The organism is Pseudomonas antarctica (genome assembly GCF_001647715.1).
GTDB lineage: Bacteria > Pseudomonadota > Gammaproteobacteria > Pseudomonadales > Pseudomonadaceae > Aquipseudomonas > Aquipseudomonas antarctica_A.
Map to the genome: position 1 here is coordinate 101992 of NZ_CP015600.1, position 26678 is coordinate 128669.

23 protein-coding genes and 1 rRNA gene are annotated in these 26678 nt (G+C 59.1%); 4 read left to right on the forward strand and 20 right to left on the reverse strand.

From position 1 onward, the window contains the following. The first annotated feature begins 42 nt into the window (after window positions 1–42). Entirely contained in the window at window positions 43–1272 is a 1230-nt protein-coding gene (locus A7J50_RS00480) for a nucleoside recognition domain-containing protein (protein ID WP_064450062.1), read from the forward strand. A gap of 94 nt (window positions 1273–1366) precedes the next feature. On the opposite strand, the gene A7J50_RS00485 is transcribed toward A7J50_RS00480, so the two are convergent. The 20 genes from A7J50_RS00485 to A7J50_RS00575 form a co-directional block, all read right to left on the reverse strand. Beyond that, window positions 1367–1978, reverse strand: a complete 612-nt coding sequence (locus tag A7J50_RS00485) for an ABC-type transport auxiliary lipoprotein family protein (protein WP_064450063.1) — start codon at window positions 1976–1978, stop codon at window positions 1367–1369. Then, complete coding sequence (locus A7J50_RS00490) at window positions 1975–2913, reverse strand: MlaD family protein (protein WP_053253687.1); 939 nt, start codon at window positions 2911–2913, stop codon at window positions 1975–1977. Before A7J50_RS00490 ends, A7J50_RS00485 begins: the two co-directional genes overlap by 4 nt. A gap of 1 nt (window position 2914) precedes the next feature. Beyond that, window positions 2915–3718, reverse strand: coding sequence for an ABC transporter ATP-binding protein (locus A7J50_RS00495; protein WP_064450064.1), 804 nt, complete (start codon window positions 3716–3718; stop codon window positions 2915–2917). Further along, a complete protein-coding gene (locus A7J50_RS00500) occupies window positions 3715–4863 on the reverse strand; it encodes an ABC transporter permease (protein ID WP_064450065.1) in 1149 nt (382 codons plus the stop codon). The genes A7J50_RS00495 and A7J50_RS00500 overlap by 4 nt, the downstream gene beginning before the upstream one ends. Before the next feature lie 54 nt (window positions 4864–4917). Then, entirely contained in the window at window positions 4918–5949 is a 1032-nt protein-coding gene (locus A7J50_RS00505; protein WP_064450066.1) for a DUF5924 family protein, read from the reverse strand. A gap of 70 nt (window positions 5950–6019) precedes the next feature. Continuing rightward, window positions 6020–7402 (reverse strand): M16 family metallopeptidase, encoded by a 1383-nt coding sequence (locus A7J50_RS00510; protein WP_064450067.1) that lies wholly within the window; start codon window positions 7400–7402, stop codon window positions 6020–6022. Window positions 7403–7571: 169 nt separating this feature from the next. Beyond that, window positions 7572–9230, reverse strand: coding sequence for a Na/Pi cotransporter family protein (locus A7J50_RS00515; protein ID WP_064450068.1), 1659 nt, complete (start codon window positions 9228–9230; stop codon window positions 7572–7574). Window positions 9231–9441: 211 nt separating this feature from the next. After that, a complete protein-coding gene (locus A7J50_RS00520; protein WP_064450069.1) occupies window positions 9442–10209 on the reverse strand; it encodes a TerC family protein in 768 nt (255 codons plus the stop codon). A gap of 65 nt (window positions 10210–10274) precedes the next feature. Continuing rightward, window positions 10275–11582: a CitMHS family transporter gene (locus A7J50_RS00525; RefSeq protein WP_064450070.1), complete on the reverse strand. Its 1308-nt coding sequence runs from the start codon at window positions 11580–11582 to the stop codon at window positions 10275–10277. Window positions 11583–11837: 255 nt separating this feature from the next. Further along, window positions 11838–13799, reverse strand: coding sequence for a DUF4105 domain-containing protein (locus A7J50_RS00530; protein ID WP_064450071.1), 1962 nt, complete (start codon window positions 13797–13799; stop codon window positions 11838–11840). Beyond that, window positions 13796–14116 carry a DUF2388 domain-containing protein gene (locus A7J50_RS00535; RefSeq protein ID WP_064450072.1) on the reverse strand — a complete coding sequence of 107 codons (321 nt, stop codon included), beginning with the start codon at window positions 14114–14116 and terminating at the stop codon, window positions 13796–13798. The genes A7J50_RS00530 and A7J50_RS00535 overlap by 4 nt, the downstream gene beginning before the upstream one ends. 26 nt (window positions 14117–14142) lie before the next feature. Then, window positions 14143–14451, reverse strand: a complete 309-nt coding sequence (locus A7J50_RS00540; protein WP_064450073.1) for a DUF2388 domain-containing protein — start codon at window positions 14449–14451, stop codon at window positions 14143–14145. 106 nt (window positions 14452–14557) lie between these two features. Then, window positions 14558–14878 (reverse strand): DUF2388 domain-containing protein, encoded by a 321-nt coding sequence (locus A7J50_RS00545; protein WP_064450074.1) that lies wholly within the window; start codon window positions 14876–14878, stop codon window positions 14558–14560. 159 nt (window positions 14879–15037) lie between these two features. After that, window positions 15038–15223, reverse strand: a complete 186-nt coding sequence (locus tag A7J50_RS30250) for a DUF1127 domain-containing protein (protein ID WP_082895802.1) — start codon at window positions 15221–15223, stop codon at window positions 15038–15040. Between the two features lie 262 nt (window positions 15224–15485). Beyond that, on the reverse strand, window positions 15486–15701 hold the full coding sequence (locus tag A7J50_RS00550) for a DUF1127 domain-containing protein (protein WP_003214752.1): 216 nt from the start codon (window positions 15699–15701) through the stop codon (window positions 15486–15488). A gap of 318 nt (window positions 15702–16019) precedes the next feature. Further along, window positions 16020–17513 (reverse strand): acetyl-CoA hydrolase/transferase family protein, encoded by a 1494-nt coding sequence (locus tag A7J50_RS00555; RefSeq protein WP_064450075.1) that lies wholly within the window; start codon window positions 17511–17513, stop codon window positions 16020–16022. A gap of 179 nt (window positions 17514–17692) precedes the next feature. Then, window positions 17693–19129, reverse strand: a complete 1437-nt coding sequence (locus A7J50_RS00560; RefSeq protein ID WP_064450076.1) for an NAD(P)(+) transhydrogenase (Re/Si-specific) subunit beta — start codon at window positions 19127–19129, stop codon at window positions 17693–17695. Further along, window positions 19129–19449 carry an NAD(P) transhydrogenase subunit alpha gene (locus A7J50_RS00565; RefSeq protein WP_003187417.1) on the reverse strand — a complete coding sequence of 107 codons (321 nt, stop codon included), beginning with the start codon at window positions 19447–19449 and terminating at the stop codon, window positions 19129–19131. The genes A7J50_RS00560 and A7J50_RS00565 overlap by 1 nt, the downstream gene beginning before the upstream one ends. A 15-nt stretch (window positions 19450–19464) precedes the next feature. Continuing rightward, the gene (locus A7J50_RS00570) at window positions 19465–20586 is read right to left on the reverse strand and encodes a Re/Si-specific NAD(P)(+) transhydrogenase subunit alpha (protein WP_064450077.1); all 1122 of its coding nucleotides are present in this window, start codon (window positions 20584–20586) and stop codon (window positions 19465–19467) included. A gap of 451 nt (window positions 20587–21037) precedes the next feature. Beyond that, entirely contained in the window at window positions 21038–21937 is a 900-nt protein-coding gene (locus A7J50_RS00575; RefSeq protein WP_064450078.1) for a LysR family transcriptional regulator, read from the reverse strand. Window positions 21938–22094: 157 nt separating this feature from the next. On the opposite strand from A7J50_RS00575, the gene A7J50_RS00580 reads away from it, so the two are divergent. The 3 genes from A7J50_RS00580 to A7J50_RS00590 all read left to right on the forward strand — a co-directional run bounded on the left by A7J50_RS00580 (window position 22095) and on the right by A7J50_RS00590 (window position 26675). Then, the gene (locus A7J50_RS00580) at window positions 22095–23276 is read left to right on the forward strand and encodes an acyl-CoA dehydrogenase (RefSeq protein WP_064450079.1); all 1182 of its coding nucleotides are present in this window, start codon (window positions 22095–22097) and stop codon (window positions 23274–23276) included. 12 nt (window positions 23277–23288) lie between these two features. Then, the gene (locus tag A7J50_RS00585; protein ID WP_064450080.1) at window positions 23289–24509 is read left to right on the forward strand and encodes a CaiB/BaiF CoA transferase family protein; all 1221 of its coding nucleotides are present in this window, start codon (window positions 23289–23291) and stop codon (window positions 24507–24509) included. A 629-nt stretch (window positions 24510–25138) separates the two neighbouring features. Continuing rightward, a 16S ribosomal RNA gene (locus A7J50_RS00590) occupies window positions 25139–26675 on the forward strand. The last annotated feature ends 3 nt before the right edge of the window (window positions 26676–26678 follow it).

Here is a 26678-nt window from a genome sequence, read left to right on the forward strand (position 1 = left end):
AGCCCCGTTATCATTCGCTCCATCTTTCGGGGGATTCAACTGATGCTCAATGGCCTGTGGCTTGGCTTCTTTGTCGTGGCAATGGTGTCAGCACTGGTGCAGTGGCTGGTTGGCGGTAATGCCGGGATTTTTGCGGCGATGGTCGAAAGCATTTTCGCCATGGCCAAATTGTCGGTGGAAGTGATGGTGCTGCTGTTCGGCACCCTGACCTTATGGCTGGGCTTTTTGCGTATCGCCGAAAAGGCCGGGATCGTCGATTGGCTGGCCAGGGCCCTCGGGCCGCTGTTTCGCCGCCTGATGCCTGAGGTGCCCGCTGGCCACCCGGCTATCGGCTTGATCACCCTCAACTTCGCCGCCAACGGTCTGGGCCTGGACAACGCCGCTACGCCTATCGGCCTGAAAGCCATGAAGGCGTTGCAGGAACTCAACCCGATCCCGAACGTTGCGAGCAACGCGCAGATTCTGTTCCTGGTGCTTAACGCCTCCTCGCTGACGCTGTTGCCGGTGACGATCTTCATGTACCGCGCCCAGCAAGGTGCTGCGGACCCGACGTTAGTGTTCCTGCCGATCCTGTTGGCGACCAGTGCCTCGACCTTGGTCGGCCTGCTCTCGGTGGCGGTGATGCAACGCCTGCGCCTGTGGGACCCGGTGGTGCTGGCCTACCTGATTCCCGGCGCACTGGTGCTGGGCGGCTTTATGGCGCTGCTGGCGACCCTGTCCGCCACGGCCCTGGCCGGCCTTTCTTCGATACTCGGCAACCTCACGCTGTTTGGGTTGATCATGCTGTTCCTGGTGATCGGCGCACTGCGCAAGGTGAAGGTCTACGAGGCCTTTGTCGAAGGCGCCAAAGAGGGCTTCGACGTTGCCAAGAACCTGCTGCCGTACCTGGTGGCGATGCTGTGTGCCGTGGGTGTGTTGCGCGCCTCCGGGGCGTTGGATTTCGGCCTGGAGGGGATTCGCCATGTGGTGGCCTGGAGCGGGATGGACACGCGCTTTGTCGACGCGCTGCCGACTGCGATGGTCAAGCCGTTTTCCGGCAGTGCCGCACGGGCGCTGTTGATCGAGACCATGCAAACCAAGGGCGTGGACAGCTTCCCGGCACTGGTGGCGGCGACGATTCAAGGCAGTACGGAAACCACCTTTTATGTGTTGGCAGTGTACTTCGGTTCGGTGGGGATACAGCGGGCGCGGCATGCGGTGGGGTGTGCGTTGCTGGCGGAGTTTGCTGGCGTCGTGGCGGCGATTTCGGTGTGCTACTGGTTCTTTGGTTAAGGCTTAGATTGCTATCGCAGGCAAGCCAGCTCCCACCTGTTTGAATGTATTTACACATCAAAATGTGGGAGCTGGCTTGCCTGCGATGAGGCCCTCAGCGTTTCGCAGCAGTATTGCCCTGCTGCACCACCCAATCCACCACCTGCTTATTCAACTGATCCCCCGCCTGCCCAAACGCTGCCACCACCGCCGGCACCTTGGTATCACTCGCAGCCTGCCTCACCTCAAAGCGGCGGCTGGCAATAATCCGCTGATCACTCCCGCGCACCAATCGCGCGTCAAGTCGAATCACCACGTCCACCTGATTACCCCTGTATTCACTCTGAAACGCCTGCAACTGGCCGCCCAGCTCGTAGTCGGCCTGCAGGTTGGTCTCGTCGGTGCTCAGCAGCGTTACCCGCCCATCGCGCTGGAAACCGTCCATGAATCGATTGCGCAGCAACACCGGGGTCGGGTCGCTCCAGCGTGAGTTCGCATAGCTGCTGATCAGGTCACCGTTGGGCACCACGGCAATGCGCGGGCTGTCGAGAAACTCGCTGCTCTGCGGCTTTGACACGCGCAGCGACCAACTGACCGGCGTGCCTTGGCTGCTCGTTTGTGCTGAAGCCAGGCGGTATACGTCCGACGGGTCCGGCTTGGGCAAGATCGAGCACGCGCTGATGAGGGCCAGGGCCAGAGGGGCGATCATTTGGTAAGCACGCTTCATGGCGTGAACTCCTTGTTCTTGTCGCTGCCCAGCAGGTAACCGCTGGGGTTGGCTTCGAGGCGGCGGGAGATGGCGCGCAGCGAACCCAAGGTTTCGCGCAGTTCGCGCACGGCGGGTGCCAATTCGTTGAGGCCCTGCATGCCGCTGTTCACCGAGTCCTTGTTGTTGGTCAGCAAGGTGTTGATGGTCGCGGTGCTTTGCTCCAGGGACTTCATTGCCTGCTCGGCGCTGCCGAAGGCCTGCTTGCCTTGCTCGTTGAGCAGGCCATTGGCATTGCGCATCAGCACGGTGGTTTGCTCCAGCGCGGCAGTCGCCTGTTTGCTCACTTGCATCAGTTGCTGCATCACCACCTTTATATCGCCGCGCTGTTCAGCGATGGCGCCGGTGGTCTGCTGCAGGTTGTCCAGCGTATTGCTCAGGCGCTCGACGTTCTCCCGGGAGAACATGTGGTTGGCGTTGTGCAGCAGCAGGTTGATGCTGGTCATCAGGTCGTTGCTGTTATTGAGCAGGCGCGCGATCGGCGATGGCGACGCGATGATTTCCGGCAGGTTGCCGTCCTTGCCCTTGAGTTCGGGGCTTTGCGGGGTACCGCCGCTGAGCTGGATAATCGAGGTGCCGGTGATACCGGTCAGTGCCAGTTTGGCCTGGGTGTCTTCCTTGATCGGCGTTTGCCCGGCCAGGCGAATGCGTGCGAGAACACGGCGCGGGTCTTTCGGGTCCAGACGCAGGCTGGTGACGTCGCCCACCTTGATCCCGCTGTATTGCACCGAGCTGCCCTGGGACAGGCCGCTGACCGCCTCGTTGAACACCACCTCATATTCCTGGAAGGCGCTGTCGACGCTGGACTTGGCCAGCCACAGGCCGAACAGCATTGCGCCGACCACCACGATCACGCTAAACAGACCGATCATCACATGATGGGCTCGGGTTTCCATGTCATACCTCGTTGAGCGATTGAGCGGCAACCAATGCCGCGCGGCCACGGGGGCCGTGGAAATATTCGTGAATCCAGGCGTCGTTCGTTTCCGAGACAACATCGATGGCGCCTGCCACCAGCACTTTCTTCTGCGCCAGCACGGCCACGCGGTCGGTGATGGTGTACAGCGTGTCGAGGTCGTGGGTGACCAGGAATACGCTCAGGCCCAGCGCATCACGCAGGGTCAGGATCAGTTGGTCGAACTGCGCTGCGCCAATCGGATCGAGGCCGGCGGTGGGTTCGTCGAGGAACAGGATGTCCGGGTCCAACGCCAAGGCTCGTGCCAAGGCCGCGCGCTTGATCATGCCGCCGGAGAGTGACGCCGGGTACTTGTCGGCAGCCGAAAGAGGTAGCCCGGCCAATGCCAGTTTGACGGCGGCCAGGTGTTCGGCGTCGGCACGGCTGAGGCCCGCGTGCTCAATCAGTGGCAGGGCGACGTTTTCGGTGACCGTCAGCGAGGAAAACAGCGCGCCCTTCTGAAACAGCACGCCAAAGCGCCGTTCCACCAACGAGCGTTCATGTTCCGACAGGCTTGGCAGGTTCTTGCCGAACACCCGTATTTCGCCTTCGCTGGGGCGACGCAGGCCGACGATGCTGCGCAACAGCACGGACTTGCCGCTGCCGGAGCCGCCGACCACCGCGAGGATCTCGCCTTTATACAAATCCAGATCGAGGTTCTCGTGCACGCTCTGGCTGCCAAAGCGGTTGCACAGGCCGCGCACTTCGATCACCGCCTCGCAGGGCGCACGGTGTAGACGACTCACCAGCCCATCTCCATGAAGAACAGCGCGGCGACCGCATCCAGCACAATCACCACAAAGATCGATTGCACCACGCTGGAAGTGGTGTGGGCGCCGACCGACTCGGCACTGCCGCTGACTTTGAAGCCTTCGAGGCAGCCAATCGCCGCGATCAAGAAGGCGAAGAAGGGGGCTTTCACCATGCCCACCAGGAAATGCTGTACGCCGATGTCCGATTGCAACAGCGAGAGAAACATGGCCGGCGAAATATCCAGCGCGACAGCGCACACCACACCGCCGCCGATAATCCCCGAGAGCATCGCCAGGAAGGTCAGCATCGGCAGCGACACCAGCAGCGCCATCACGCGTGGCAGAACCAGCAACTCCATCGGGTCCAGGCCCAGGGTATGGATGGCGTCGATTTCTTCGTTGGCTTTCATTGAGCCGATTTGCGCGGTAAAGGCGCTGGCGGTACGACCGGCGATCAGGATGGCGGTGAGCAATACGCCAAATTCACGTAGGAAAGAAAACGCCACCAAGTCCACGGTGAAAATGGTCGCGCCGAAACTCTTGAGTACTGTGGCGCCGAGAAACGCGACTACCGCGCCGACCAGAAACGTCAGTAGCGCCACGATGGGCGCGGCGTCGAGGCCGGTTTGTTCGATATGCGCGACCATCGGCGTGATGCGCCAGCGCTTGGGGCGGAAGATGCCGCGAGCGAGGGTTTCGAGGATCACCCCGATAAAGCCGAGCAGCTGATTGCTGTCCTGCCAGACGGTGTCCACCGCGCGGCCGATGCGTGCCAGCACCTGGATACCGGCGGTTTCTTCGGGCGCCTTGTCCGGCACACAAAAATCATTCAGGGAACGGTAGACGGTCTTGAGCAGTGCGCGGTCGGGGGCGGACAGGCTGCAGTCGGTTTGCTCGGCAGATTGCTCGATGCGGTCCGGTCCCAGCAACTCGACCAACAGCGACGCGCCGGCGGTGTCCAGGGCACCGAGGCCATTAAGGTCAATACGGGCACCGGCGTCGTATTGGCCGTCGAGTTTGTCCGACAGCTTCTTCAGGTTTGCATAGTGGGCAAGCGTCCAGTCCCCTGTAATCCTGAGTAACGGGGGAACGGTAGACGAATCGAGATGGGCTGCGCCGGCCGTCGTACGAGTGGTCATAAGCTCCGAGCTTGTTTGGCTATCCACAATCCCTACGTAATAGCACGATACGGCCTACTTTGGCGTGTCCGTTTGTGCTGTGTCAGTGACTTTGAAGCGCAGCACACCGATGACCTGCCCGTCTTCCGTCAACACCCGCACCTGCCAGCGCCCTATCGAATCGGCCGGGAAGTTCTGCTTGTGGGTCCAGGCGCGGTAGCCTTCCTTGCGGCCACCGTGGATATCCAGGGCGATGCGGTCGACCTCTTGGCCGTTGAATTTCCACACATGGTAAATCCGCTCATCCAGCCCGCGCGGTGCGTTGATCGCGGTATAGGCGTACAGCCCGCCACTGCGCAGTTGGGCGGCGCTGACTTCCTTGAGGTCGTCGCCCGGCGTGCGGTCTTGCAGCTGGGTGCTGATCGCGACTTCGGTCATCCATAACGTTGCCGGCGGTACCCAGCTGCGCAGGAACCAACCGGCGCAGCCAATGGCGGCCGTGACTCCCAGCAGCATCGCCCAGCCTTTGATACTGCGCAGCGGCAGGCTTGCGGCCAGGCTTGGAATCGACAATGCCATGGCGACGCCCAGCGCGAGCTTGTAACTCTCGGCGGTGGTCAGGTGCAGGATGATCGGCAGCGCGGTGAGCAGCGCGGCGAACAGAGTCAGGGTGTGCAGCGCCAGGAACAGCGAGCGTTTGGGCGCCAGCCACTTGTAGTACAGCGGGTCGGTAATCGACACGAGTGCCGCCGCACCGAGCAGGCCGGTGAAAATCGATTGGCCACTGTTCCAGCTGGTTGTGACGAAAAAGAACGGCAACACAAAAAACAGACTTTCCTGGTGGATCATCTGGGTGGCATAGCGCAGCAGCGGTTCGGGGATTTCGCGCTTGAAGACTTTGGCGAACAGTTGGGTAAAGCTGTTTTCCAGCATCAGCCACAGCCAGCTCACCAGCATGATCACCGCGATCCAACTGGCCATGCCTTGCTGACGATCCACCAGAATGAAGCTGCACACACCCGAGATAAAACCGCCGAGTGCGATCACCCCTGGATAGCGCTTGATCAGTACGAGGATGCGCTGGATTAGGGGCGGCAGGTTTGGCATGGGCGGTTCACAGTGGGTGTAGGAAAAAACCCGGACAGAATAACGTCTTAGGCCTGGGCTCGGTGCTTCATTACGCGATCCGTTTGCGATAAAGCCGAACGCCGATCAACCCGCTGGCGATCAGCGCAAGCGCACCGACGCCGATCCAGGCCAGGGTGTCATAGCTCACCAGCGGTTTTTCCACCCGCCAATAGCCCGGTTGGTCGAACACCTGGCGCATCGCCTGATTGGTCTGTGCCAGGGTCACGGCCTTGATGCGCTTCACCGGGTCACTGAAATGGCCGTTGTTGTAGTCGCCCGAGGCACTCCAGTAATAGTCGGCCAGGGCGCTGTTGCCTTGCACTGCCCAGGCCTGGCGGGCGATGGCGGCTTGCTGCAGGCGGGCGAATGTCGTCGGGTCGAGGCCGTCTTTGAGCAGTTGCGCCTTGAGATTTTGGAGCACCTGTTCGGCTTCGGGCAGGTTGTCCCGCTCAAGGTCGGCATTCAGGCTCAGGAAACCGACGCCGCCGAGCACTTCTCGCTCGCTCCACGGACCGTAGGATAAACCGTGCTTGAGGCGCAGTTGACGGTAGAGCGCCCAGTCCAGGTAGTCCTTGAGCAAGTCGTAGGTTTCATCATGTTGATCGTCGAGTACCGGTTCGGGGAACAGCCAGTGCAGCTTGGCACTGTCACCGACCCAGCCGTGGACAAGATCCCGGTGGCTGGCGGCGGCCTGCTGGATTTCCGGGAGCGGCAGATGCTCACTCGGCTCGACCGGGTCGAGTTGGCCATAGGTGCGTTCCAGGTAGGCCGGCAGCAGTTTGTCGAGGTCGCCGACGATGATCAGGGTCATGTTGTTGGGCGCGTACCAATTTTTGCGCAGGGACTCCAATTGATCGCGGGTCAAGTGGTCGACTTGCGCACGTTCGGCGCATTTGAGCCCCAGTTCGACGGCCAGTTGGTTGCTGGCGGTGTGGCCAAGGTCCTGGCGGTCGAGCAGGCGTTGCAGGTGTGAGTAGTGGCCGCCATCTTCGCGTTCGACCACCTGCTTGGCCGCTTTGATGTTGGCATCGGACAGTTCAGTGCGGGTGATGATCGCGAGTAGCAAGTCCAGCACCTTGCGCTGGTTTTGTGCGGGCGCTTCGATCACAAAGGTGGTGTCGGCGTTGCTGGTGTAGGCGTTCCACTCGCCGCCGAGGGCTTGCATGCGGTCTTCCAGGTCGCCTTCGCCGCCGCCGTCGATGCCGCTGAACAATAGGTGTTCGAGCAGGTGCGGCAGCTCCTTTTCATCACAACGGAAATCATCCAGGCCCACGCCTACGACCAGGCGGATGGCCACATGCCCGCGCTCGGTGCCCGGTTTGAGCAGCAATTGCAGGCCGTTGGGCAGGGTGTAGCCCTCGACTTGCAGACGATCAAAGGCGAAGGCGTGTGCAGAGCCCAACAACAGGCAGGCGAATAACAGGCGACGCATAACAAGCTTCCTGGCGAATGATTGTGGGAGCGGGCTTGCTCGTAAAGGCGGTGGTTCAGTCGGCCGAATCGTCGACTGGCGCACCACTTTTTTCGCGAGTAAGCCCGCTCCCACATTGCCGGTTTGGTTTTAAGTCCATTTTTTACTGACTGTGCAGCCGCCCGTACGTTCAGGGCGAATGGGTGATGTCGGCAATATCTTCAGCGGAGAGTGCACCGGTGTCGGAGGTTTCGAGCACCACATAGGCGCTGCTGCAGAACAGTGAGTTGAGACGCTTCATGTCGGCAATCAGCTCCAAGTGCAAGGAGCTGGTCTCCAGGCTCTGTACGATTTTGCGTTGCAGGCGGCTGACGTGAGCATGCGCCAGGCGGCGTTCCTGAGCGCGAAAGCGGCGCTTCTCGCGCAGCAGTTGGCGGGCGCTTTCGGGGTCGGCACTCAGGAACACCGACAGCCCCAGACGCAGGTTGGCAATCAGTTGCGTATGCAGGCCGGCCAGTTCTTCCAGGCCCACTTCAGAAAACTGGCGACGCTGCGAGGTTTTCTGCTGCTGGACCTTGCGCAGCATGCGCTCGATCAGGTCGCCAGCCAGTTTCAGGTTGATTGATAGCTCGATGATCTCGGCCCAACGGCGGCTGTCTTGTTCACTGAGGTCTTCGCGGGGCATTTGCGCGAGGTAGAGCTTGATCGCGCTGTAGAGTGCCTCGACATCATCGCTGAGACTGCGCATTTCCTGGGTAATCGCCGTTTGCTTGCCGCGCAGCACTTCGAGCATGGCGGTGAGCATGTTGTCGATCAAGTCGCCCAAGCGCAGGGTTTCGCGGGCGGCGTTGGCCAAGGCCAGGCTTGGTGTGGCAAGTGAGGCCAAGTCCAGGTGGCGCGGCTTGGCTTTGCCGTTGACCTCTGCTTGTTCCGGCAGTAACCAGGCGCACAGGCGTGCCATCGGGCTAATGCTCGGCAGCAGGATCAGGCAGCGGCTGGTGTTGTAGAGCAGATGGAAGGTGATGACCATGCCTTGGGCGCTGTAGTCCAAACCGTCCATCCAGCGCACGAGCGGGTCGAGTACGGGGATGATCAGCAGCAGGCCGATCAGTTTGTACAGCAGGCTGCCCAAGGCAACCTGGCGACCTGCGGCGTTCTGCATGCTGGTGCTGAGGAAGGCCAGCACGCCACTGCCGATGTTGGCGCCGATCACCAGGCCGATGGCCACGTGCAGGCCGATCACACCGGCGCCGGCTAACGTTGCCGTGAGCAATACGGCGGCCAGGCTGGAGTAGGAAATCATTGCGAACAACGCGCCGACCAAGGCGTCCAGCAAGATGTCGCCAGTCAGCGAGGCAAAGATGACTTTGACGCCTTGGGCATGGGTAATCGGCCCGGCAGCTTCGACGATCAGTTGCAGGGCGAGAATGATCAGGCCCAGGCCGATCCCGACCCGTCCCATCTGGCCTGCTCGCGTCTGTTTGCGCGACAGGAAGAAAATCACCCCCAGAAAGATCAGCAGCGGTGACAGCCAGGACAAGTCGAAGGTCAGCACACGCGCCATCAATGCCGTACCGACGTCGGCGCCAAGCATGGTCGCAAGCGCGGGTGTGAGGCCCATCAGGCCCTGGCCGACAAACGAGGTCACCAGCATTGCCGTGGCGTTGCTGCTCTGCACCATGGCCGTCACCAGAATACCGGCGACAAACGCCAGCCAGCGCTTGGACATGTTCTGCCCGATGACTTGGCGCAAGTTGGAACCGTAGACCCGCAAGATGCCGGTACGGACAATGTGCGTGCCCCAGATAAGCAGGGTCACGGCGGAAAGCAGATTGAGCAAGGTCAGCATGCTCGGCCCCCCGTGTGGGTGCGCCCCAATTGGGGCGAAGGAAAGTTGCCGCGTGCCGTTCTACGTCTTGTACTTAAGCTGTAGTTGGCGAATGGGCTCTGCGCCAGCATCGCATAGCTAAAGTAGGTATTGAAACAAAACTGTCATGAAATCAGCTTTTTGCGGATGAAAAAAAGGGGCTTATAAAAGCCCCTTTTTGTCTGGCTCGGGCTTATTGACCCGGAATGTCCTTGCGCAGTTTCACCGGGTCCTGTTGTTTCTTCTTCTTCGCGATCGAGGTGCGCATCTTGATGTTGATCGCTTCCACCGCCAGCGAGAACGCCATGGCGAAGTAGACGTAGCCCTTTGGCACGTGTACGCCGAAGGATTCGGCGATCAGCACAGTACCCACTACGAGCAGGAACGACAGCGCGAGCATTTTCAGCGACGGGTGCTTGTCGATGAATTCGCTGATGGTGCCGGCAGCCAGCATCATCACCAGTACGGCGACGATGATCGCGGCGACCATGACGGGTACATGGGAAACCATGCCCACCGCCGTGATGACCGAGTCCAGGGAGAACACGATGTCGATGATCGCGATCTGGATGATGGTGTAGATGAACTTGCCACCGGCGCCCTTGGGCTCATCGTGGGTTTCGTCTTCACCTTCCAGTGCGTGATACATCTCCTGGGAGCTTTTCCACAGCAGGAACAGGCCACCGAAGAACAGAATCAGGTCGCGACCGGAAATGCCTTGGCCGAAGACCACGAACAGGTCGGCGGTCAATTGCATGACCCACGTAATCGACAGCAGCAACAGGATTCGCGTCACCATGGCCAGGGCCAGGCCGAAGATCCGAGTGCGCGCCTGCATGTGCTTGGGCATGCGGCTGACCAGGATCGAAATCATGATGATGTTATCGATGCCCAGGACGATCTCGAGGGCCGTCAGGGTGAAGAAGGCAATCCAGATTTCCGGATTGGTCAGCCATTCCATGTGTATTCCTTTGAGCAAGTGTGAAACCGCGCAAGCTGCAGCGCCGCGCGGTTAGGTCGGTAGGATTATAGAGTGCTGAATAGCGGAAAAATCCCCATCAGCAAAGCGGCGAACATTATGCACAGGCATACCAGCACTGCCCACTTGAGGGTAAAGCGTTGGTGATCGCCAAATTCGATGCCGGCCAGGGCGACCAACAGGTAGGTCGAAGGTACCAACGGGCTGAGCAAATGCACGGGTTGGCCAACGATGGAGGCGCGCGCCATTTCCACGGCGGTGATGCCGTAATGGCTGGCCGCTTCGGCGAGTACCGGCAGTACGCCGTAGTAGAACGCATCGTTGGACATGAAGAAGGTAAACGGCATGCTTACCAGCGCGGTGATCACCGCGAGGTACGGGCCCAGCGCGTCCGGGATGACCGCCAGCAAGCTCTTGGACATAGCATCGACCATGCCGGTGCCGGACAGAATGCCGGTGAAGATGCCGGCGGCGAAGATTAGCCCGACTACCGCCAGTACGCTGCCGGCGTGGGCGGCGACGCGGTCTTTTTGCTGTTGCAGGCACGGGTAGTTGACGATCATCGCGATACTGAACGCCACCATGAACAGCACCGGCAGCGGCAACAGGCCGGCGATCAGGGTGCACATCAGGGCGAAGGTCAGGGCGCCGTTGAACCAGATCAGCTTTGGACGGCGGGCGTCCGGGAATTGCGACACGCTGATCTCGCTGTGGTCGATTTCATCACCTTGCAGGTGCAGCTCACCCAGGCGGGCACGTTCGCGCTTGCCGTACATATAGGCAATCACCAGGATCGCCACTACACCGGCGGCCATGGCCGGGATCATCGGCACGAAAATATCCGACGGGTCCACATGCAGCGCACTGGCGGCGCGGGCAGTCGGGCCGCCCCAGGGCGTCATATTCATCACGCCGCCGGCGAGGATGATCAGGCCGGCCATGATGCGTGGGCTCATGCCGATACGCTGGTACAGCGGCAGCATGGCTGCCACGCAGATCATGTAGGTGGTGGCGCCGTCACCGTCGAGGGAGACGACCAGGGCCAGCACAGCGGTGCCGACCGACACTTTCAGCGGGTCGCCCTTGACCATCTTGAGGATCTTGCGCACGGCCGGGTCGAACAGGCCGGAGTCGATCATCAGGGCAAAGTAGAGGATGGCGAACATCAGCATCACGCCGGTTGGCGCAAGCTTGGTGATACCCGCAAGCATCATCGGGCCGATTTCCGGCGCAAAGCCACCAAACAGGGCGAACAGGATCGGCACAATGATCAAAGCAATCAGCGCAGACAGGCGCTTGGTCATGATCAGGAACATGAACGTGATGACCATGGCAAAGCCAAGGAAAGTCAGCATAGGAATACTCCAGGCGTAGCGCGGCTAGGGAATGGCGAACCGGTTGGGGGTCAGCGCAGTACGAAAGGCACGTAGCGTACGGTGGGAGTTGGAGCGAACAGGCGGGTACGAACAGACATCAGGAATCACCATTGTTGTTGTTAACAGCCGGTCTGTTGCCGGCAGTGGGGGCGATCCTAGACGGGGAAGCTTTCAGCCAGCTTTCGCTGAGCACTCAGATGATCAGAGGTTCGTAGGACTTCTCTTTAAGGTGGGTTAAGGCAGTTCCAAACCCCCTGCCGCTTTGTGCAGGGCCCGCAGATGCTCACCTACCTGTTTGAGGTTGGCCTCGCAGGCGGCGATCTCGGCAGCGCGGGACGGCTCCAGCAGCACCCGCACCTCTTTATCCAGGTCGCCGCTCAAGGATTGCAGTTGCTTCTGGCGTTCGGCACTTTCCGATTCCAGGCGTTGGGCTTCTGACGGTTGTGGCAGGCCGTAGCCGCTGGTGCCCAGCAGTTCTGCGGGGCGGCTGAGGAAGCCGCTGTTGGCGAGGATCTGTTGTAACGTGTGGTTGGCTTTTTCCATGCCGCCGTTTTTCAGTTCGCGTGCACCGAGGTAGCGTTGTTTGACTTCGTCCTGAGCCAGCATCAGTTGCCTGCGATAGCTTGCCTGCTCCAGCAGCAACAATGCGGCGCTGGTGCGCAGGTCGGCCTGGCTGAACCATTGGCGGCGTTCCTCGGCGCTGAGAGACAGCCAGTCTTCCACCTGGGTCTGTTTAATCGGCAGGTGTTTGCGCAACACGTCGAACATCGCCTGGTAGCGTTCGCGGAACGAGTCGAAGTGATACCCCAGGCGCAACGCCTCGCGTTTGTCATTGAGCACGCTGGTGTCGGCCAGGCCACGGGCGCTGAGTACTTCCAGCAGACCGTTGGGGGTGATGTTGTCCAGGCCGGTCAATTGCGGGTTGGCGCTGCCACTGCGCAACAGTTTCAGGCTTTCCACTGCGCAGTTATTGGAAATGAAGAAGTAGTTGCCGTCATAGCTCCAGTGCATTTCGGCGGCATGCTCGACGGTATCGTTGATCTCTTGGCGCGAGAGCTTGAGCGGCACTGACGCCAGGCCGCGCAACTCGGTCTTGGTGTATTCGTCGATCACTTGGGCCAGCGGCAGCACAAATAGCCGTGACGGGTACTTGCCCACCAGGCCATCCCAGCTCGACAGCTGTACGTCACCGACAAATGCGCGGTAGGACAGCACCAGGTGCTGGTCCAGGTCCAGCCGGCAATCCGGGCCGCGTGGGCGACCGGGCGCGCAGATCACCAGGCGCAACATGCTGTGGCCCCAGCGGCTGACCAGGTTTTGGTTGGCTTCGGCCAGCAGGTAGTCGATTTCATACACCCGCTCCGGATCGATCTGGCCCAGCGGCGTCTTGGCGAAATCGTTGCCGGCGTTCAGGAACGCGTAGGTCGTGGCGCAGGTGTCTTGCTCGGACGGCGCCCAGCCGAAGTGTTCCTTGTAATAGCGAAACAGCGCGGGGCGACGGCAGGCGTAGCTCGGGTCGAGGAGGAAGTACTCCATGTTGACGGCCACGAACTCCAGCGGGCTGGTGGTTTCGTAGATGTCCGGGCTGCGGGCGACCTGATGGTTGTGCTGCTCCCGCTCGCCGCGGCGCCCCACGTATTGCGGCCATCCGGCAAGGTCCAGCAGGCGCGGGTCGTCACTTAAGGTAAAGCGGCGGTCGTTCTGGCCTCGGCATTGATCGGGGAGGCCGATCAGGCCGGTGATGTTGTTCTGGCGGCTGCAGCGCTGGATCAGTGTGCGCTCGTCTTTGGTCCACAGGCGCGCACGGTCGTAAATGTGGGTCAGTTCATGCAGCACGGTGGCGAGCATTTCGCGGCGTACGGTGCCGTGGGGGCGGTTGGTCTTCTGCGTGGCCGCGCTGCCGTCGGTCAGGCTGGCAAGCAGGTTTTGGTTGAGGTCCAGTTCGGACACCAGAGATGCCTGGCCATAAGCGTTTTCAGGCATTTTGTCGGTCCAGCCGACATCAATGCGCCGGTCCAGCTGCTCGATAAAGCGCGGCGGCAAAGCGCGCATCGCCTCATCGAGCAATGCCTGGCTGGCCTGCTGTTCGGCCGGGCTCAAGCCTTCGGTCTTGAGCCGCAGTTGCAGGCTGGCCTGGGCTGCGCTTGCACAGAGCAGCACAGTCCCGGCCAGTAGCCAGGCGACTAGCCGCCTCACAGAGCGAGGATAGCTTCGGCGAGAGTCTGGTCACTGGCATCGCGCGCTTCCGGTACGCGGGTTCGCAGGGTGTCGAAGGCGGCTTCCAATTGCGCGCCACGGATCTCGCCATTGGTGGCGACGAAGCTGGCGGCGTCATCGTGGGCTTCGCGCACGATTTTGGAGTCGCGGATGGACGTGGTGGTGTCCGAGGTGAAATCAATGGTGCGGGCCGAGGCACGCACGACGATGTTACTGGTGGCCTTGAGAGTTTGCGCGTGGGCAACATCGGCCAACAACAGCAGGCCGAGAGCGGCGGCGATCAGCGGGCTACGCATGGGATGACTCCAAAATACAAAGATGATTATTGGACGAGAATTGCCTGCGCCAGTTCAAGGTCGCTGGCATGAAGTTTTGGCTGGGTCCGACGCAGATAATCCAGCGCAGATTCCAGACGAGCTCCCCGCCATTGGCCGTCAGTGGCAATAAATGCGGCAGCGTCATCCTGGGCGGCCAGTACCAACTTTCTGTCAAAGGGTGCTGACGTCACCTTGCTGGTGGCATACGCACTGATGACGGTGCTCTGGGTGGACACGTCAAAGGCCGAAGCCAGGGGTGACCAGCAGGCGCAAAACAACACGGGAACGATCAACAGGCGGTATGAAAAAGCCATGGGACTCGACAACTGAAAGCGAGCGCCAAGGCTAGCGCAACGCCCGGGCGAGAGCCAGCGCTGACACATCTGGTGGTGGCTGGCGCTCTCTTGGGTCGACTTGGCGTCAGATGGCCAGAATGGCCTGCGCCAACTGTGCGTCCGTTGCGGTGTTCAGCTGGGGAGCCTGTTGGCGGATCTGTGCCAGGGCGCTTTCGAGCTTCACGCCACGAATGGCGCCTTCGCTGGCGACAAAGCTGGCGGCGTCGTCGCGGGCCGCTTGCACGACCTTGTTGTCGCGCAGGGAAGAGGTGGCATCCGAGCTGGCATCGGACGTCGCTTTCAGCGCGCCGACGATCGAATCAGTGGTCACGATAAGGCTGCTCGCGTTGGCGTTGGCAGCTACGGCCAACAGGGCGGCAGCACTCAGCAGGCGAAGACGGGACATGGAATCACTCCTGTAGATAATCAAATAAAGCGGCGCAAAGCGCCCACTGTGAAACGGACAATGTTGCTGTTGAGCATCAGACGCCCGTTCTACAAGGTTCGCCACGTGATGATGGAATCTTAAGCTGCCGCTTATCCGTTCGGGAAGTTTATTCACTGTTCAATCACGCCAGAACGGCTTGGACAGCTCGGCGATTCGGTCTCCCGAACTGATTCCAGCGTCGGACAGTTCGCGCGGGTCAAGTTGTGCCAGTTGGCGCCGCTCATGGGTTTTTCGTCCCCAGCTGCCTACGGCATGGGCCATACGCACTATCAACTGCTTATAAGATGAAGTGTCTGTCTTCATGGCTGGAGCCTTTCATGAGGTCTTGGGACACTATGTTGGCTGGCTCGAGCTCACCGATACAGATACACCGAAGCTAAATTGTACTGCTTAACTGTAGTTATTTTTAAACTGTACTGGTTTCCATGAAGTGCATCTGTTTAACGGTACAAAAGCTGAACGCCAGAAACAGCAAAGCCCGCCTCCGGTTACCCGGGGCGGGCTTTGCTTTGACAAATCAGGGTGCTGGCGGTGGACCCGGCGGGTCAGGGCCAGCGGGCGCCAATTAGCGCCAGAACGGCTTGCTCAGCTCTTCGTAGCGTTGCGCTTCGCTGATACCGGCGTCAGCCAGCAGACGCGAATCCAGACGAGCCAGTTGGTGGCGGCTGGAGATGCGGCGCTGCCACAACATCAGGTTGGCGAGAACGCGCAAAGGCAGGGAAGCCTGGGTGTTTACAGCTTTTTCTTCGAAGAACAGATCGGAACTGAGTGTACGTTCCATGATGACATCCTTCCGCTTGTGGCGGGATTAGGTAGTGGTTTAACTGATGCCAATGATCCTCCTCCGACGCAAGACTCTCTAGATACAGTTCACCTGTATTGTGAGGGGCCAGTTAACTGTTTATAGCGGCTGTACGGTACGTAAATGGGGCAACTGTACCTGTCCGCACTGAAACAGTGCGAAATAGGCATTTTAGGCGAGGGGTGTAGGAGAATTCAGTAGGAAATGACCGGTACAGCAGTACAGTTTTTGAAAAAAGTACTGCTGAGATTCCCAGACTGATGAAACTGTATTTGCATCAGCCTGGATCTGTATCAATCAAGCCTTGAGCATGTGCCCGGTTTCTTCCAGGTTGATGTGCCAACTCAGTGCTTCACGCAGGATATGCGGGGTATGACCGCCGATCGCGCAGGCGGCATTGAAGTAAGTGTTCAGCGCATCGCGGTAGGCCGGGTGTACACAGTTGTCGATGATCACCCGAGCCCGCTCACGCGGCGCCAGGCCGCGCAGGTCGGCAAGGCCAATCTCGGTCACCAGAATGTCGACGTCATGTTCGGTGTGGTCCACGTGGCTGACCATCGGTACCACGCTGGATATCGCGCCGCCTTTGGCTATCGACTTGGTGACGAAGATCGCCAGGTGCGCGTTGCGCGCGAAGTCTCCGGAGCCGCCAATGCCGTTCATCATCCGTGTGCCGCAGACGTGGGTGGAGTTGACGTTGCCGTAGATGTCGAATTCCAGCGCGGTGTTGATGCCGATAATGCCCAGGCGCCGAACCACTTCGGGGTGATTGGAGATTTCCTGTGGGCGCAGTACCAATTTGTCCTTGTAGTGTTCCAGGTTGCCGAACACATCGGCGTTGCGTCGCTCCGACAAGGTAATCGAGCTGCCCGAGGCGAAGCTCAGCTTGCCCGCGTCGATCAGGTCGAACGTTGAGTCCTGCAACACTTCCGAGTACATGGTCAGGTCTTCGAACGGCGATTCGATCAGGCCGCACATCACCGCGTTGGCGATGTTGCCGATCCCGGCCTGCAGCGGGCCGAGCTTGTTGGTCATGCGTCCGGCGTCTACTTCCTGCTTGAGGAAATTAATCAGGTGGTTGGCGATGCCTTGGGTATCGGCGTCCGGCGGCGTCACCGTAGAGGCGGAGTCTGCCTTGTTGGTGATTACGATGGCGACGATCTTCTCGGGCGGGATCGGAATCGCGGTGCTGCCGATGCGGTCGTCGACCTTAACCAGCGGGATCGGCGTGCGAGTCGGCCGGTACGTTGGAATATAGATGTCGTGCAGCCCTTCCAGATTCGGGTTGTGCGCGAGGTTGATCTCAACAATCACTTGCTTGGCGAAAATCGCGAAGCTGGCCGAATTGCCCACGGAGGTGGTGGGCACGATATGCCCTTGCTCGGTGATCGCGACGGCTTCGATGACGGCAATGTCCGGCAGCTTGAGCTGGTTGTTGCGCAGTTGCTCGACGGTTTCCGACAGATGCTGGTCGATAAACATCACTTCGCCTGCGTTGATCGCTTTGCGCAGGGTGCTGTCGACCTGAAACGGCATGCGTCGAGACAGCACGCCGGCTTCGGTCAGCTGCTTGTCCAGGTCATTGCCCAGGCTGGCGCCGGTCATCAGGGTGATTTTCAGCGGGGAAATCTTGGCGCGTTCGGCCAGGGCGTGGGGGACGGCCTTGGCTTCACCGGCACGGGTGAAGCCGCTCATGCCGACGGTCATGCCGTCCTCGATCAGTGCGGCGGCATCTGCCGCGCTCATGACCTTGTTCAACAGCGAAGGCAAGCGGATACGATCACGGTACATGAATTGTTATCTCAGGCTACGGAAGCAAGGTGGGCAGTGTAGTGATTTCAAAAAAATTCGGCCCGCTACCATGGTCGAATGCCGGGCAGCGATTTAGAGCCTTTGGTCGGGTTTCGTCCGATAATAAAAAACCCCAGCCTACTGGAGGCCAGGGTTTCGGGTATTGCGCTGGCGCAGTGTTATTCGACGGCTTTGACCATGTCTTCGATGACCTTTTTGGCATCACCGAAGACCATCATGGTTTTGTCCAGGTAGAACAACTCGTTGTCCAGGCCCGCATAGCCGCTGGCCATCGAGCGTTTGTTGACGATAATGGTCTTGGCCTTGAACGCTTCCAGGATCGGCATGCCGGCGATCGGTGAGTTTGGATCGTTCTTGGCGGCCGGGTTGACCACGTCGTTCGCACCCAGCACCAGCACCACGTCGGCCTGGCCGAACTCGGAGTTGATGTCTTCCATCTCGAACACCTGGTCGTAAGGCACTTCCGCCTCGGCCAGCAGCACGTTCATATGCCCAGGCATACGGCCCGCTACCGGGTGGATCGCGTACTTCACGGTCACGCCACGATGAGTCAGCTTTTCGGTCAGCTCTTTGAGCGCATGTTGCGCGCGGGCAACTGCCAGGCCATAGCCTGGAACAATGATCACGGTGTCGGCGTTGGTCAGCAGGAAGGTCGCGTCGTCCGCCGAGCCGGATTTCACCGGGCGTGCTTCTTTCGAGCCTGCCACTGCGCCGGCATCCGCCGTGTTGCCGAAACCGCCGAGCAGTACATTAAAGAAGGAGCGGTTCATCGCCTTGCACATGATGTACGACAGGATCGCGCCGCTGGAGCCCACCAGGGAGCCGGCGATGATCAGCATCGAGTTGTTCAGCGAGAAGCCGATGCCTGCTGCTGCCCAGCCGGAGTAGCTGTTAAGCATCGAGACGACAACCGGCATGTCGGCGCCACCGATCGGGATGATGATCAGCACGCCGAGCACGAACGCCAGGGCCAGCATCAATGCGAAGGCACTGAGGTTGCCGGTGAACATGAACGCCAGGCCGAGACCAAGGGTAGCCAGGCCAAGCACCAGGTTCAGCTTGTGCTGGCCGCCGAACTGTACCGGTGCGCCCTGGAACAGACGGAACTTGTACTTGCCCGACAGTTTGCCGAACGCGATCACCGAACCGGAGAAGGTGATAGCACCGATGGCCGCACCGAGGAACAGCTCCAAACGGTTACCGGCCGGAATCGAGTCGCCCAAATGTTTGACGATGCCCAGGGATTGCGGCTCGACCACGGCGGCGATGGCGATAAACACCGCTGCCAGGCCGATCATGCTGTGCATGAAGGCTACCAGCTCTGGCATCTTGGTCATTTCTACGCGCTTGGCCATGATCGAACCGGCGGTGCCGCCGACCAGCAGGCCGACGATGACGTAGCCAATACCGGCCGTGGCGAGTTCTGCGCCCAGTTTATAGATGAGGCCCACGGTGGTGAGTACCGCCAGCGCCATGCCGAGCATGCCAAACAGGTTGCCACGTCGCGACGTAGTTGGGTGTGACAGGCCTTTAAGGGCCTGGATAAAGCAGATCGACGCGATCAAGTAGAGCGTCGTGACTAGATTCATGCTCATTACTTGGGCGCCTCTTCTTTTACTTTCGGGGCTTTCTTCTTGAACATCTCAAGCATCCTGCGGGTGACCAGGAAGCCGCCGAACACGTTAACCGCCGCGAGCGCCACGGCCAGGGTGCCCATGGTCTTGCCCAGCGGCGTCACGGTGAGTGCGGCGGCGAGCATGGCGCCGACGATCACGATTGCGGAAATCGCGTTGGTCACCGCCATCAGCGGCGTGTGAAGCGCGGGGGTCACGTTCCAAACCACGTGGTAGCCGACATAAATCGCCAGCACAAAGATGATCAGGTTGTAGATACCGGGGGAGATAAGCTCTTCCATCGTCTGAATCCCTGCTTAGGCGTTTTTGCGGATGACTTGGCCGTCGCGGCACATCAGGCACGCGGCGACGATGTCGTCTTCGAGGTTGATTTCAAACTGCCCTTCCTTGGTGAAGACCAGCTTCAGGAAGTCCAGCAGGTTGCGCGCATATAGAGCAGAAGCATCGGCGGCTACGGCGCCGGCCAGGTTGGTCGGGCCGCAGATGGTCACGCCGTTTTCCACGACGACCTGATCGGCCACCGTTAGCGGGCAGTTACCGCCTTGGGCTGCGGCGAGGTCGATGACCACCGAGCCTGGCTTCATTTGCGCGACGGTCTCGGCGCTGAGCAGGGTGGGTGCCTTGCGACCTGGGATCAATGCGGTGGTGATGACGATGTCGGCTTGCTTGGCGCGTTCGTGTACGGCCAGGGCCTGGCGTTGCATCCAGCTCGACGGCATCGGGCGAGCATATCCGCCGACACCGACGGCGCATTCGCGCTCTTCATCGGTTTCATAGGGTACGTCGACGAACTTGGCGCCGAGGGATTCGATTTGCTCTTTTACTGCGGGGCGTACGTCAGACGCTTCGATCACTGCGCCCAGACGTTTCGCCGTGGCGATGGCCTGAAGGCCCGCAACACCCGCCCCGAGGATCAGCACGCGAGCGGCTTTGACGGTGCCTGCTGCGGTCATCAGCATCGGCATGAAGCGCGGGTAGTGGTGGGCTGCCAGCAGGACCGCTTTATAGCCGGCGATGTTGGCTTGAGACGACAGCACGTCGAGGCTCTGGGCGCGCGACGTACGTGGTGCGGCTTCAAGCGCGAAGGCAGTAATGCCGCGTTCGGCCAGCCTGGTAATGGTTTCGTTGCTGAACGGATTGAGCATGCCCACCAGCACGGTACCGCTTTTGATCAGCGCCAGCTCACTGTCGCTGGGGGCAACCACTTTGAGAATCAGCTCGGCGCCAAACGCATCGTTGGCACTGCCAATGGTTGCGCCTGCCGTTTCATAGGCACTGTCGACGATGCTGGCGTTGAGGCCTGCTCCGCTTTGAACAGTGACCTTATGGCCCTGGCCGATCAGCTTCTTGATGGTTTCCGGGGTGGCAGCCACCCGCGTTTCACCGGTCTGGGTTTCGAGAGGAACACCAATGTGCACGTCAAATCTCCTGCATGATCTTTTTGCTTTTGATCTTTTTGTAAAAAGGCCAGTGCACCGTGAGTGGCGCATCTGGGGCGGCCGATCAGCACGATCCCGCTGAAATGACAGCGGGGCGCGGCATTTTGCAGGCGAACTTTACGGCCTTCAAGAGATTATGACGGGTGACGAAAAATTAACTACAAGTCACCCTGTGACTGATTGTCGCAATGCGTGGAAATAACCTCTTTAAATACAGGTATTTAAAGGGATTTGCGGGCTTGTCTGCGCTTTTTCCATCGCCGGTGTGAATAGTTGGGCATTGGCCGGTGATAGTCCCTGAAAGCCATGATAATCATGGCTTTTAGCCTTTTTATGGTTGATAAGTACAGTCTGTCTAAAAGCGACATATACGTATATCTGTAGGCTTTCAATTTAATTGACTACAGGGTCAATAAAACCGTTTGTTCCTTTAAATGCCTGGGCTGTAGCGTTGTGACTGGTCAATAAGCCAGTCCCTGAAAGCATGCAGTGATGCAGATTCGACTTTTCTCTCGGGAATCATCAGGTAGTAAGCCTTGGAGCTGTTCAGTGCCTCGGGGCTCGCGATCACCAGCTGGTTCTCTTTTAGCTCGCGCTGGATGAGGAATGGTGGAATCAGCGCGATTCCCATGTCATGCATGGCGGCCTGGGACAGCATCGAGAATAGCTCGTAACGAGGCCCTGTCATGTCACGGGGTATGTTCAGTTGTTGCGCGTTGAACCATTGGCGCCAGGCGTAAGGTCTCGTGGTCTGCTGCAGCAGAGGCAGTTCTGCTATCTCCTGGGGGCTGAAGTGGGTACGGGTGCCCAGTAATCTTGGGCTGCACACGGGGAGGGGGTTTTCTCCCATCAGTCGATGGGACTCCGTACCGGACCAGTCAGCATCGCCAAAGTAGATCGCGGCATCGAATTCGGTATCGGCAAATAGAAAGGGGCGCGTGCGGTTGGTGAGGTTGACCGTCACTTCCGGGTGCTGACGTTGAAAGTCCTTGAGGCGAGGAATCAGCCATTGGGTGCCAAAGGTTGGAACCACCGCCAGCTCGATGATGTTGGTGCCCTGCTGCCCCATTATCGACAAGGTGTCACGCTCAACTGCGTCCAGCTGCGTGGCGACGCGACGGCTATAGGACAGTCCCGCCTCTGTCAGCTTCACCCCGCGTCGTGAGCGACGAAACAGCTCGACACTCAAAAACTCCTCAAGGCTGGCTATCTGTCGACAGATGGCGCCCTGGGTGATGGAAAGCTCGTGCGCCGCCTTGGTAAAGCTCTCGTGGCGGGCCGCTGCTTCAAAACTGACCAGGGCCGTGGTGCTGGGAATTTTTCTGCGCATGTACGTAGTGCTCACTTAAAAAGCGCGTCAGCGCCGTTCTCAGTCGTTACGAAGTGAGAAATTAGCACAACCCTATGCAGAAACCTCGTTTGCCCTCTGCGCCTGCCCGGCCTAGGCTCCTTCCACGACTTCTGATTTCTTGCGCGAGGACTTATTCATGGCTGGTAAGGCAAGCTTCAACTGGATCGATCCACTGCTGCTGGATCAACAGCTCACCGAAGAGGAGCGCATGGTGCGAGACAGCGCTGAGCAATTCGCCCAGGACAAGCTGGCGCCGCGTGTGCTCGAAGCCTTCCGCCATGAAAAGACCGACCCCGCGATCTTCCGCGAGATGGGCGAAACTGGCCTGTTGGGTGCGATGATTCCTGAGCAGTACGGTGGCAGCGGCTTGAGTTACGTCAGCTATGGGTTGATTGCCCGTGAGGTCGAGCGTGTCGACTCCGGCTATCGATCGATGATGAGTGTGCAATCCTCGCTGGTCATGGTGCCTATCAATGAGTTCGGTACCGAGGCGCAAAAGCAGAAGTACCTGCCGAAGTTGGCTTCTGGCGAATGGATTGGCTGCTTTGGTCTGACGGAGCCTAACCACGGTTCCGACCCAGGCGCGATGATTACACGTGCACGCAAGGTGGACGGCGGCTACAGCCTGACCGGCGCCAAGATGTGGATCACCAATAGCCCGATCGCTGATGTGTTTGTGGTGTGGGGCAAGGACGATGCCGGCGACATCCGTGGTTTTGTCCTGGAGAAGGGCTGGAAGGGGCTGAGCGCTCCGGCGATTCACGGCAAGGTGGGCCTGCGGGCTTCGATTACCGGTGAGATTGTCATGGATAACGTGTTTGTGCCGGAAGAGAACATCTTCCCGGATGTCCGTGGCTTGAAGGGGCCATTCACCTGCCTCAACTCCGCGCGCTATGGCATCTCCTGGGGGGCGCTGGGTGCCGCCGAGTTCTGCTGGCACACCGCGCGCCAGTACACCTTGGATCGTCATCAATTTGGTCGTCCGCTGGCGGCGACCCAGTTGATCCAGAAGAAACTTGCCGACATGCAGACCGAGATCACTCTGGCCTTGCAAGGCTGCCTGCGTCTGGGGCGTATGAAGGATGAAGGTACGGCGGCGGTTGAGATTACCTCGATCATGAAGCGCAACTCCTGCGGCAAGTCCCTGGATATCGCGCGTATGGCGCGGGATATGTTGGGTGGCAACGGCATTTCCGACGAGTTCGGGGTGGCGCGTCACCTGGTCAACCTGGAGGTGGTTAACACCTACGAGGGCACTCATGACGTGCACGCTTTGATTCTCGGGCGCGCGCAAACCGGCCTTCAGGCGTTCTATTAATAGGAGCACGGCATGGGCGCGCTTTCACACCTGCGGGTATTGGACTTATCGCGAGTGCTGGCGGGCCCTTGGTCCGGGCAGATACTTGCGGACCTTGGGGCTGAGGTGATCAAGGTCGAGCGGCCGGGTAATGGCGATGACACGCGCGCATGGGGGCCACCTTTCCTTAAGGACGCCTATGGCGAGAACACCACTGAGGCGGCGTATTACCTGTCGGCTAACCGTAACAAGGAGTCGGTGACTATCGACTTCACGCGGCCGGAGGGGCAGAAGCTGGTGCGTGACCTGGCTGCCAAGTCCGACATTCTGATCGAGAACTTCAAGGTGGGTGGCCTGGCGGCGTATGGGCTGGACTATGAGTCGCTCAAGGAGATCAATCCGGAGTTGATTTACTGCTCCATCACGGGCTTTGGCCAGACGGGGCCTTATGCGACGCGTGCAGGCTACGACTTTATGATTCAGGGGCTGGGAGGGCTCATGAGTCTGACGGGGCGGCCCGAGGGTGATGATGGGGCTGGGCCGGTGAAGGTGGGTGTCGCGTTGACAGACATCTTGACGGGCCTTTACTCGACTGTGGCGATCCTGGCGGCATTGGCTCACCGAGACCACGACGGTGGTGGGCAGCATATCGACATGGCATTGCTGGATGTGCAGGTGGCTTGCCTGGCTAACCAGGCGATGAATTACTTGACGACGGGTGTGTCGCCGAAGCGGCTGGGTAATGCTCACCCGAACATTGTGCCCTATCAGGATTTCCCCACGGCTGATGGTGACTTCATCCTGACGGTGGGTAATGACGGTCAGTTTCGCAAGTTCGCTGAGGTGGCTGGGCAGCCCCAGTGGGCCGATGACCCGCGCTTTGCTTCTAATAAGATGCGGGTGGCCAATCGTGCAGAGCTGATTCCTCTGATTCGCCAGGCAACAGTGTTCAAGACGACGGCTCAGTGGGTGGCGCTGCTGGAGCAGGTGGGTGTGCCTTGTGGGCCGATCAATGATCTGGCCCAGGTGTTTGCCGATCCGCAAGTCAAGGCGCGGGGGTTGGCGATGGCATTACCTCACGCGCTGGCAGGGATGGTGCCGCAGGTGGCCAGCCCGATACGGTTGTCCAAGACGCCGGTCGAGTATCGGAGTGCGCCTCCTCTATTGGGAGAGCATACGGTTCAGGTGTTGCAGGGCGTGCTTGGGCTGGGGGCGGCGAATGTGGCTGCTTTAAAGGAGGCAGGCGTTATCTGAGCCTCTTCTTCTATATAGAGCATGCGAACGGCTCTATATAGGTTGTTTCTTAATCAATCCTAACTAATTGATAGAAAAGCAAAATTAAGCGTTGACGGCAGATTCTGGAAGTCTATAATTCGCCCCACTTCCGGCGCAGTCGAAACGGAAAACTCCTTGGTAAACAAAGAGTTACGCAGGGTTCGACAGCGAGTTGCTTCAGTTCATCGAAGCCCAGAAGGAGTTGGTAGGGCAGTGTTGTTTGGCTCTATTAACGTTTCGATCCTCTCGGTCGAAAGCGGAGAAAAAGAGGTGTTGACAGCAGCGTGTAACGCTGTAGAATTCGCCTCCCGCTAACGAGAGATCGGAAGCGCAAGTGGTTGAAGTTGTTGAAGAATTCTTCGAAAACTTCTGAAAATAATCACTTGACAGCAAATGAGGCTGCTGTAGAATGCGCGCCTCGGTTGAGACGAAAGATCTTAACCAACCGCTCTTTAACAACTGAATCAAGCAATTCGTGTGGGTGCTTGTGGAGTCAGACTGATAGTCAACAAGATTATCAGCATCACAAGTTACTCCGCGAGAAATCAAAGATGTAACCAACGATTGCTGAGCCAAGTTTAGGGTTTCTTAAAAACCCAAAGATGTTTGAACTGAAGAGTTTGATCATGGCTCAGATTGAACGCTGGCGGCAGGCCTAACACATGCAAGTCGAGCGGTAGAGAGAAGCTTGCTTCTCTTGAGAGCGGCGGACGGGTGAGTAATGCCTAGGAATCTGCCTGGTAGTGGGGGATAACGTTCGGAAACGGACGCTAATACCGCATACGTCCTACGGGAGAAAGCAGGGGACCTTCGGGCCTTGCGCTATCAGATGAGCCTAGGTCGGATTAGCTAGTTGGTGAGGTAATGGCTCACCAAGGCGACGATCCGTAACTGGTCTGAGAGGATGATCAGTCACACTGGAACTGAGACACGGTCCAGACTCCTACGGGAGGCAGCAGTGGGGAATATTGGACAATGGGCGAAAGCCTGATCCAGCCATGCCGCGTGTGTGAAGAAGGTCTTCGGATTGTAAAGCACTTTAAGTTGGGAGGAAGGGCATTAACCTAATACGTTAGTGTTTTGACGTTACCGACAGAATAAGCACCGGCTAACTCTGTGCCAGCAGCCGCGGTAATACAGAGGGTGCAAGCGTTAATCGGAATTACTGGGCGTAAAGCGCGCGTAGGTGGTTTGTTAAGTTGGATGTGAAATCCCCGGGCTCAACCTGGGAACTGCATTCAAAACTGACTGACTAGAGTATGGTAGAGGGTGGTGGAATTTCCTGTGTAGCGGTGAAATGCGTAGATATAGGAAGGAACACCAGTGGCGAAGGCGACCACCTGGACTAATACTGACACTGAGGTGCGAAAGCGTGGGGAGCAAACAGGATTAGATACCCTGGTAGTCCACGCCGTAAACGATGTCAACTAGCCGTTGGGAGCCTTGAGCTCTTAGTGGCGCAGCTAACGCATTAAGTTGACCGCCTGGGGAGTACGGCCGCAAGGTTAAAACTCAAATGAATTGACGGGGGCCCGCACAAGCGGTGGAGCATGTGGTTTAATTCGAAGCAACGCGAAGAACCTTACCAGGCCTTGACATCCAATGAACTTTCTAGAGATAGATTGGTGCCTTCGGGAACATTGAGACAGGTGCTGCATGGCTGTCGTCAGCTCGTGTCGTGAGATGTTGGGTTAAGTCCCGTAACGAGCGCAACCCTTGTCCTTAGTTACCAGCACGTAATGGTGGGCACTCTAAGGAGACTGCCGGTGACAAACCGGAGGAAGGTGGGGATGACGTCAAGTCATCATGGCCCTTACGGCCTGGGCTACACACGTGCTACAATGGTCGGTACAGAGGGTTGCCAAGCCGCGAGGTGGAGCTAATCCCACAAAACCGATCGTAGTCCGGATCGCAGTCTGCAACTCGACTGCGTGAAGTCGGAATCGCTAGTAATCGCGAATCAGAATGTCGCGGTGAATACGTTCCCGGGCCTTGTACACACCGCCCGTCACACCATGGGAGTGGGTTGCACCAGAAGTAGCTAGTCTAACCTTCGGGAGGACGGTTACCACGGTGTGATTCATGACTGGGGTGAAGTCGTAACAAGGTAGCCGTAGGGGAACCTGCGGCTGGATCACCTCCTTAATC